Source organism: Streptomyces sp. SAS_272 (assembly GCF_052543235.1).
This window is the reverse complement of record NZ_JBMNDR010000113.1, coordinates 15,632-23,663: the sequence shown is the minus strand read 5'-3', so window position 1 is coordinate 23,663 and position 8,032 is coordinate 15,632. Positions and strand designations below refer to the sequence as shown.

5 protein-coding genes and 1 pseudogene are annotated in these 8,032 nt (G+C 68.0%); 1 reads left to right on the top strand and 5 read right to left on the bottom strand.

The window, feature by feature from the left end; all coding sequences use genetic code 11:
• Positions 1-104, top strand: a pseudogene (locus ACN6LD_RS38010) (IS481 family transposase); the annotation flags it as partial.
• Positions 105-485: 381 nt separating this feature from the next.
• Here ACN6LD_RS38010 and ACN6LD_RS38005 read toward each other — a convergent pair.
• From ACN6LD_RS38005 to ACN6LD_RS37985, 5 genes are read right to left on the bottom strand one after another with little or no spacing between them, the layout of a single operon-like run.
• Positions 486-2,579, bottom strand: coding sequence for a Tat pathway signal sequence domain protein (locus ACN6LD_RS38005; RefSeq protein WP_445045538.1), 2,094 nt, complete (start codon positions 2,577-2,579; stop codon positions 486-488).
• Positions 2,576-3,433, bottom strand: a complete 858-nt coding sequence (locus ACN6LD_RS38000) for an ABC transporter ATP-binding protein (protein ID WP_445045537.1) — start codon at positions 3,431-3,433, stop codon at positions 2,576-2,578. The genes ACN6LD_RS38005 and ACN6LD_RS38000 overlap by 4 nt, the downstream gene beginning before the upstream one ends.
• A 1-nt stretch (position 3,434) precedes the next feature.
• Positions 3,435-5,207, bottom strand: coding sequence for a dipeptide/oligopeptide/nickel ABC transporter permease/ATP-binding protein (locus ACN6LD_RS37995; protein WP_445045536.1), 1,773 nt, complete (start codon positions 5,205-5,207; stop codon positions 3,435-3,437).
• On the bottom strand, positions 5,204-6,145 hold the full coding sequence (locus ACN6LD_RS37990; RefSeq protein WP_319188291.1) for an ABC transporter permease: 942 nt from the start codon (positions 6,143-6,145) through the stop codon (positions 5,204-5,206). Before ACN6LD_RS37990 ends, ACN6LD_RS37995 begins: the two co-directional genes overlap by 4 nt.
• A gap of 39 nt (positions 6,146-6,184) precedes the next feature.
• Positions 6,185-7,714 carry an ABC transporter substrate-binding protein gene (locus ACN6LD_RS37985; RefSeq protein WP_445045535.1) on the bottom strand — a complete coding sequence of 510 codons (1,530 nt, stop codon included), beginning with the start codon at positions 7,712-7,714 and terminating at the stop codon, positions 6,185-6,187.
• Positions 7,715-8,032 lie beyond the last annotated feature (318 nt).

Sequence of the window (8,032 nt, the reverse complement as noted above, 5' to 3'; positions counted from 1 at the left end):
TGGCAGACTTCCTGCACACCTACAACCACCATCGCTGCCACACCGCACTTGGCGGCCAGCCACCGATCAGCCGTGTGAACAACGCTGCGGGTCAATACATCTAGTCGCATAGTCGCAGAAGACCGAAGCAGCACAGCTGCCGTTTTCGGCGCCAGGTCGACCAGTGCAAGACGTGGTCGACCTGGGTGGGGCGACGGTCGGCGAGGCGGGTGATCAGTCGTCGCATCAGCCACCACAAGCGATGCGGACACAGCCCCTGAAAGGAGGGTCGGGGACTGGCGCGGTGGCTGACGCCCCGTGCCTCAGCGAGGACGCCTCGCGTCCGTGTCGGTCTGCCGGCCGGCCCGGGAAAAGGCACGGTCACGATATGCCGCACTCGAACTCCCGGAGGGAGAGCCCGGCCGACGACGTCGCTCAGCACATCGCCAAGCCCAGGGGCCGGCGCGGCATCGCACGCCGGCTCCTTCCTCTGCCACGGTGCGCTGTCAGCGGACCACGACGCGCACCCTGCCGAGATTCGCCACCTGGGCGAAGGGGGTTGCCGTGTCACCCTCTCGCTGTGCCGTCGCCTTGAGAACGGGGAAGTACGTGCCCGGCTCGGTGTAGGTGAAGGTCTGCCGGATCTCGACGGTCTGGCGCGGCGGTCCGAACGGCTTCACCGTGAAGCCGCCGGTGCCGGCGAAGTCCCACTCGGTGTGCACCACGCGGCCCGCGCCGGGCGGGACCTCGATCCGGGCCCTGAAGGTGACGGGTGTGCCGGCCGTCACCTCGATCCGGTCGGTGCCGTCGGCGGTGAGGTGGACGACTGGCTGGATTCCCCGGCGGGCCGTGGCGTGCTCCGGCACCGTGATCTGGCTGTCGGCCACGTCGTAGGCAGTCGTGCGTGCGGGTTCCACCCCCTTCTCCACCCAGGCGCTCAGATCGCGCAGCGCCTGCTGGAGGATGCCGGTGAACTCGATGATCTGGGCCGCGCGGGCACCGGCGACCGGGCCTTCGAGGTGGTCGGCGTTGTCGCTGTACCAGAGGCGGAAGTCGTCGCCGTACTGAGCGCCGAGGGCTTCCTTCACCCGGGCGCGGTACCAGTCGCCCGGCCAGGGGCAGGCGTCGACATCGGCGAGGTTGCCCACCACGATGACCTTGCCGGTGATCTTGCCCGTGTGGGTGCCGCCGCCGCTGGTGGACTTGGAGATGAGCGGGCCGACCTGAAGGGCGCGCTGCGGGTAGAGCGGCTTTCCGTCGGGCCCCCGGTACTGGTCCCAGGGGTAGAAGCCGGGGCGCGTGGGGACCTGATAGCGGTGATAGGCGCGGAAGGCGATGGTCCACTTGTTGTCGAGGCGCAGCCTGACCCCGGTGTCGAGGGCATCCAGCACCTTGGCGTCGTTCCCGCTCGCGAGAGTGACGACGCGCGTCGCCGGGTCCAGGGAAGCCGTGAGCGTCCCGATGACCGTCGTGCCGTCACCGGCGTACACGGTGAAGTCGAGTCCCGTGGTGTCCTGCTGCGTCGGGGCACTGGCGAGCACCATGCTCGTGGGCGTGTTCTGGGCGTCCCGCTCGACCTTCTGGACCGTGGTAAGGAGGTCGATCCGGGCGCCACGGACGACGTCGCCGAGAGCCGACTTCTCGGTGCCGAGGTAGCCAGGATTGCTCCAAAAGTCGTCGGCGTAGGCCGGGTCCATGGTGCGGAGTACGGCCGCGAATCCGAGAAGCCCGTCCGGCGATGACACCCCGAGCACATATTCGTAGTCCTCCCACGCCCGCAGGGGAACGCCGAATGCCGTGGTCTCGCGCAGCATGGCCCGCTCCACGCTGTTGAGACTCGCGAAAGGCCGGCCGCTGCCACCCGGCCTGACGGCGTCGGCAATCCGGGGCGCCTTGTCCCTCAGGACGAGCCGCGCCAGGGCACGGACGGTGAAACTGCTCGGGATGGAGTACGGCGTGCCGGGGATGAAGGGCACCGCGCCGTCCCACACGCCCTGGGTGTTCTCGATGGCCCCGATCGTCTGGAAGGAGCCGCCGCTGCCGCCCCAGACGTAGCCGTAGATCTTTCTCGACGTGCCGTAGTACTTCGCCGCGTAGGTGCGGGAGAACTTGGCCGCGGCGGCGTCGACGCGGTATCCGGTGCCGCCGTTGGCCTGCACGACATAGGCGCCGCTGTCCGCGCCGAAGGCGATGTCCTGGTCGGCGGCGTTCTCGTCCGTCAAGGGGTACACCTTGTGGAAGAAGCGACCCCGCCACTGCCCCTTCGGCGGCAGGTAGAGATTGAACTTCTTGTCGGTGCCGTCGAAGTGGCCCGAGACCTTGCGGTGCGGTACCGGTGTGGTCAGGTCCGTCTCACTGTCGATGACGGGTTGGCTGTACGTCGGGTCGTCGCAGTCCGCGGTGACCCACATCGGCCCGCCGCTGACGAGTGCCGCGCACTGCGGGCGGGTCGCGGCCGACGCGCCGGGTATCGAGATCGCCGACGTGCCGAGGACCACTACAGCACCGACGGCCGTGTTGCGGACGAAACTGCGCCTCGTCAGCGCGTTGTGCCGGCCCGGCTCGGATGCGTCGCCGACGTTTGCTCCCTGTGTGTTCACGAGGTTCCCTTGAGGTCGGAAAGCTCCGCGGTGTCGCTCTGCAGCCGCCTTGCGCGGCGCAGTCGCTGCTTCTTCGGATCCGCTACCGGAGCCGCCATCTGGAGCTTGCGGGTGTACGGGTGCTGTGGGTCGGTGGCGATGTCGTGCGCCTTGCCGATCTCGACGATGCGGCCCTGATGGAGGACGGCGATGCGGTCACTGACCTCGTTCACGACGCCGAGGTCGTGACTGATGAACAGGTAGGCCACTCCGGTCTCCCGCTGGATGTCCTGGAGGAGCGTCAGGACCCGGGCCTGGGTGGTGACGTCGAGGGCGCTGGTGGGTTCGTCGCAGATGATGACCGACGGCTGAAGGGCCAGGGCGCGGGCGATGGCGACGCGCTGCCGCTGGCCGCCGGAGAACTCCCGCGGATACCTGCCGCCGGCGTCGGCCGGCAGGCCGACCGCGTCCAGCAGTTCCCGTACCCGTGCCCGGCCGCCCTCCACGCCTGCCGCGACCAGCGGTTCGACGAGGATGCTCTCGACCGTCATCGACGGGTTCAGCGACGAGTACGGGTCCTGGAAGATGACCTGGATGTCACGGGCGACCTTGCGCCGGCGCGCCCGCGGGATGTTGCTGACGGTCTCGCCGCGGAAGGTGATCGTGCCGGCCGTGACCGGCGCGAGTCCGAGGACCGCGCGGCCGATGGTCGTCTTGCCCGACCCCGACTCACCGACCAGGCTCAGAGTTTCCCCGGGGCAGAGTTCGAAGGAGACGTCGTCGATCACCGTGGCTCCGGTGCCCCGCCGTCCGCCGTAGCGGACCACGAGGTTGTCGACCTTCAGGACCGGTTCGTTGAGTACCGGCTCCGTCACTTCACACCTCCGCGATCTCGACACGGCGTGCCGAGGAGAGCAGTTCCCTCGTGTACGCCTTCGCCGGGGCCTCGAACAGCCCGTCGACGTCTTGGCGCTCCACGATGTGACCGTCCTGCATCACGCTGACCGTGTCGCAGATGTCCGCGACGACTCCCAGGTTGTGGGTCACGAGGACGACGGCCAGTCCCCGTTCGTCGCGCAGTTCGCGCAGCAGTTCCAGCACGTCGGCCTGCACGGTCACGTCCAGGGCGGTGGTCGGTTCGTCCGCCACGATCACATCGGGGTCGGAGGCCACCGCGCCGCAGATGAGGACACGCTGTGCCATACCGCCGGAGATCTCGTGCGGATACTGCTTGAAGACCCGCTCCGGGTTCTTGATGCCGACGCGCGCCAGCAATTTCAGCAGTTCCCGTTCCGCTTCCTGCTTCGAGATCTTCTTGATCGCACGCAGGCCGTGGATGAGCTGGGCGCCGACCGTGAAGCAGGGGTCGAGGTTCGACATGGGTTCCTGGGGCACGTAGGCGATGCGCCGGCCCCGGGCCTCGCGCAGCCGGTGTTCGTCGGCCAGCAGGTCCTGACCCTCCAGGAGGACGCTGCCGCCGAGGACGACCGCCTCGCGGGGCAGGATGCCCAGAGTCGAGAACGCGATCTGGGACTTGCCCGAGCCGGACTCGCCGACCAGGCCGTGGATCTCTCCGCGCCGTACGTCGAGGTCGACGCCGTGCACGACCTCGCGCACCCCGTCCTCGCCGTCCGGGTATCCGATGCGCAGACCGCGGACCGACAGCACGGCCTCGGCGGGAGCGGCCATCTCCGCCACAGCCGCCTGCCTGCGTTCTTCCCGTGCCCGCTGGACGAGTTCGCGGCGCCGCCGCGGGGACAGCGTCCTGCTGTGTGCCGACGCCTGGAGGATGTCGCGCAGGGCGTTGCCGAGCAGGACGAGCGCCAGGACGGTCAGCACGATGAGGAGGGCCGGCCACAGCACGCCGGGCTTGTTGTTGTAGATGTTGCCGAACGCCTCCTGGAGCACCCCGCCCCAGGACGCCTTGTCGGGGTCGCTCAGGCCGATGAAGCCCATGCCGGCCTCGATACCGATCGCCGAGGCCAGGACGAACGAGCTCTGGACGATGATCGGCGCGCGTACGGCCCACAGCACATGGCGTCCGACGATCCGCAGGTCGGACAGGCCGACCACCTTGGCCGCGTCCACGTAGAGCTCGCTGCGGACCCCGAGGACGACCGACCTGACCAGGCGGAAGTACGAGGGTGCGACGATGAGCCCGTAGGCGGCCATGGCGGCGACGATGTTCGACCCGGTCCGGGCGTACAGCGCGATGAGCAGCACGATGCCGGGCATCGACATGACCACGTCGGAGAACCAGCTCGACACCGCGTCGGTCCTGCCCCGGTAGAAGCCGGCGGCGAGGCCGCTGGTCACGCCGATCACCAGGGACACGACGAGCACCACCAGACAGGCGATCATCGTCTGCCGGGCGCCGTACATCAGCCGCGACAGGATGTCCCGTCCCGTCGAGTCCGCTCCGAGGAGGTGACCTGAGGAGAACGGGGAGGCGTTCACCGCGCCCAGGTCGGTCACGTTCTGCCCGTGGGGGGCCAGCCAGGAGCTGGACAGGCCCAGGAACACCACGAAGAGCAGGAAGGCGAGACAGACGGCGGCCTGTGGAGTGGTCAGCAGCCGCCGCAGGAGCGAACCTCCCTTGGTGGCCGGCTGCACCGGCCCGGACGGCTCCATGGTGGGAATCGTGGTCATCGCGTCCTCGCTTTCGGGTTGACCGCCGCCGTCACGAGGTCACCCAGCAGGTTGACGACGAGCACGATCACAATCGTCACCAGCACGCAACCCATCACCACGGGCACGTCGCCCTTCTGTGCGGAGGTGTTGCTCAGATCTCCCATGCCCGGCAGCGCGAACACCTGCTCGATGAACACGGCGCCGCCGATGAGGCCGAGGGTCTGCAGGCTCAGGACGGTCAGACCGGGACCCGCGGCGTTGCGCAGCACGTGCCGGAAGACCACCTTGGACTCGGGGATCCCACGCGCCCGCAGGGTACGGACGAAGTCCTGGGAGAGCGTGTCGAGGATCGCCCCGCGGAACTGTGCGGCGGAGTTGGCGATGGATCCCACCAGCAGAGCGATCACCGGCAGGGTGACCGACTCGATCCATCCGGTGGGACTCTGGTCCGGTGAGACGTACCCCGTGGCGGGAAACGCCCGGATGGAGACGGCGAAGGCGAAGACCAGACCGATCGCGACGATGAAAGGCGGTACCGCGGCTCCCAGGACCGACAGGAACTGCACCACCCGGTCGATCCACCCGCCGCGGACGGCGGCGGCGACACCGATCAGGACACTCGCCACCACCGTCAGCAGCATCGTCAGCACGATCAGGGTGAGCGTCACCGGTACCCGGGAGGACAGGGCCGACGAGACGGACTGCCCCGTGAAGAAGGAGTCCCCGAAGTCGCCGGTGACGACTCCCTTGAGCCAGTCCCCGTACTGCACGGGGAGCGGTCTGTCCAGGCCGAGCTTGACCACCTCGGCCCGGACGGTGGCGTCGGTGGCGTTCGTGCCCAGCACGGCCCGGGCGATGCCGGGACCGTTGCCGTACATCAGTGTGAAGGTCGCGAAGCTGACCAGCAGGAGCACGGCGACCGCGCGAACCAGCTTCTTCAGTACGGATACCAACACCCGTGGCTCCAATCGATCACGCCGGGGACGACTACCGGACTACTGGAAGTCCCAGAGCTGCGGGTGCAGGCCGGAAGGGTCGGTCGACTTGTTGATCTTGACCTTGGGGTTGGAGGCGTAGATCGTGCCCGTGTCCACCATCGGCACGAACCACGCCTGGTCGATGACGTACCGGTTGAGGGCCTGCTGGTCCTTGGCGGACTGCTCCGAGGTCTCGTTGGAGATCTTGTTCCAGAGCTTGGTCACCGTCGCGTCCTGCTGGTGCTCGACGTTCCAGATGCCGTCCGACAGGATGTAGTCGGTGATGTCCTGCCGGGAGTCGGCGTAGTTCCCGAGCGCCCACATGGGCACCGGGTACTTGCCGCTGAGCAGATCCCCGATGGCGTTCGGCCCGGACAGGGTCACCTGCTTGACCTTGATGTTGATCAGCCCCAGCTGCTGCTTGACCACCGGCATCAGCGCGTCGAGGCCCTGGCCCTGCAGATAGGGCATCTCCAGGCTGAATCCCTTGGCGTATCCCGCCTTCGCCATGAGCGCCTTGGCGGCGGCGACGTCGTAGGGGTAGGGGTCCTTGAGGTCCTTGATACGGGCCTGGGTGCCATCACGGAAGATCTGCGCGGTCGGGGAGGCGAGGCCGCGGTAGAGGTTCTTGGCGATGGAGTCCTTGTCGAACACCATGTTCATCGCCCGGCGCACGTCCACGTTGCCCAGCGCCGGCACCTTCTTGCCGAGGTGGTCCGTGATCAGCAGCCGGGTGACCTCGCTCTTCTGCCACATGGTCTTCAGTCCGGCCGCCTCGGCCTGACTGTAGGTCGCCTGGGTGATGAGCGAGCCGTCGATCTGCCCGGTCTTGAGCGCGTTGATCGTCGCCGTCTCGTTGGTGATCACCTTGATGACGAGCTTCTTGTACGGGAACCGCTTGGAATCGAAGTACGCGTCGTTCTTGGTGAACGCGTACGTCGAACCGGCGGTCGTCGCCGAGGCGTCCAGCGTGTACGGGCCCGAACCAACGGGCGCCTTGTTCGTCTTGCCGCTCGCGAGGAACTTGGGGCTGCCCAGGCGCAGGTCGCACAGGCGCCCGGTGAGCAGCGGGTTCGGCTTGGACAGGGCGATCTTCACGGTCGACTTGTCGGGCGTGGTGACCGTCATGTCCTTGAAGCGGGCGGCGCCGCCGCCGTGCGTCTTGGAGTACTCGAAGTTCGCCTTCACCGCGGCGGCGTCGAGCGGGCTGCCGTCCGAGAACTTCATGCCCGACCGCAGACGGGCGGTGACGCCCATGTTGTTCGGCGCGAATGTCCAGGACGTCGCCACTTCGGGCTCCGGCTGGCCGGTGGCGCTGCAGCGGATGAGGGTGTCGTACACGGCCGACGCGGCCCACCCCTGGTAGGGGGGCTGGCTGGTCGGGTCCCAGCCCTGGATGTCCTGTGTCATGCCGAGGGTGAGCGTGGTCCTGGCCTCGCCCGTGTTGCCTGAGGTGGTGCCCGCGCTGGTGCAGCCGGTGAGGGCTGCGAGACCGGCAAGGCTCATGGTCGTGGTCACTGCGAGAGCAGATCGAGTGGTACGCCGCATCGGAAACTCCTTGGGATGCGAAGGAAGTGCGGCCCTGGCAGCTTGCCGGCCGGAGGGGAGATGTCGCGAGCGCCCAAGCGAAAGAGCGCGAACCGGACGAAGTGAACGCGTACAACGTTCTACGCCGCAACGTACGGAGAGCGCGAGAACCAGTCAAGGGAACGTGCAGACCCTCTCAGGTAACAGTTCCGCAAAGCGCCCGTAGCCTCTCTTCAGATTTGTCCTCTACCGGCCATCTGACGTGCCCTTATCTCTTTCGGGTCAACCGGGCAGCGGTCGGCGGCGCACCGGCCGGCATTCAACGCGCCGCCGACCCGC